This window comes from Mesorhizobium sp. M6A.T.Ce.TU.002.03.1.1 (genome assembly GCF_003997275.1).
GTDB lineage: Bacteria > Pseudomonadota > Alphaproteobacteria > Rhizobiales > Rhizobiaceae > Mesorhizobium > Mesorhizobium mediterraneum.
The window spans coordinates 1-1,049 of sequence record NZ_RZTI01000286.1 but is presented as its reverse complement, the minus strand read 5'-3'; the positions used below and the strand labels follow the sequence as shown (position 1 = coordinate 1,049).

The 1,049-nt window shown below is 58.9% G+C and carries 1 protein-coding gene and 1 tRNA gene; both read left to right on the top strand.

Features of this window, described 5'->3' with window-relative positions:
• Positions 1 to 312 precede the first annotated feature (312 nt).
• Positions 313 to 597 (top strand): helix-turn-helix transcriptional regulator, encoded by a 285-nt coding sequence (locus tag EOC93_RS33535; RefSeq protein WP_127206755.1) that lies wholly within the window; start codon positions 313 to 315, stop codon positions 595 to 597.
• Positions 598 to 776: 179 nt separating this feature from the next.
• A tRNA-Pro gene (locus EOC93_RS33530) sits at positions 777 to 853 on the top strand.
• Positions 854 to 1,049 lie beyond the last annotated feature (196 nt).

Here is a 1,049-nt window from a genome sequence, read left to right as displayed (position 1 = left end):
TTCTGCGCTTGGGTCAAGCTCCCGCCGCTGTTTCGATCCTTCCAAAACGACTGGCGTGCCGGCGACAGGCGCCTAACGAGCGAGGGCTGAGAGCCGTCGAAGAAATCGACGATCGGCCAGTCGAAGAACCTGATCGGGACGGCGCCCCGCGCCGGCGCCGCTGAGACCGATGCCGCGGCCGCGCCGGTCCGGCATCACGTTGCCGTGACGGTTCCTTTGGTGCTTGGCAAATCGTTAATGACCGGGCATTGTCGCGGCCGTCCCAGGCAACATCATTATTTGATCAAACTCTTTCAGACCACGGAGTTGCCAATGTCCCAAATAGCAAAAAAAGAACCCTTCTCCGAACTGGCGGCAATCGAAGCTACGCCTGATCACAGCGCCCTCAGAACCATCCGGGAAACCAGGGGATACAGCATGGAAGAGCTGTCTCTGACGTGCGGCCTGGCGGTCGATGAGATCGCGGACATCGAGAACGGCAAGAATGCCGATCCATCGAAGCTTCGACGAATAGCCTCTGCGCTTAGGCTTCCGGAAAACGCGCTGGTCAATACACCCGTGCTGACACAATCCGCGGACAGTCGACCCGTCTCATAGCAGCGACGCCAGAGCATCAAACCATACGAGCAAACGAGCGTGATTCTGGATTTGAAGTTCCTGAGTGCTGACGACATGCAACAGAGCAGGACTTCAAATCCATCGCGCCGGGCATCGGCGTGACGGCCGCCGAATTCGGTTGACCCGAACCGGGTTATCACGATACATCGCGACCGGTCCGGAGTGTAGCGCAGCCCGGTAGCGCACTTGACTGGGGGTCAAGGGGTCGTCGGTTCGAATCCGGCCACTCCGACCAATAAGCCCTTGAAAAATAAGGCTTATTTGAAATCCGGGAAACTAACCAAGACGCGAAAACGGAAAAATGGGCCCACTCTGGGCCCAGCACGGCAAGCCGCAAAGGCCAAATAGCCGCAGGCGCCAATTGGGGTCATGGTGACGATTCGGCCTCGCCGTGGCATCCTTGCGCCATGTCGACGCAAGCTCGCCTCCGC

Bases quoted from the DNA above. Each gene is read 5' to 3' on its own strand.
- EOC93_RS33535 (WP_127206755.1), top strand. From the start codon at position 313: ATGTCCCAAATAGCAAAAAAAGAACCCTTCTCCGAACTGGCGGCAATC.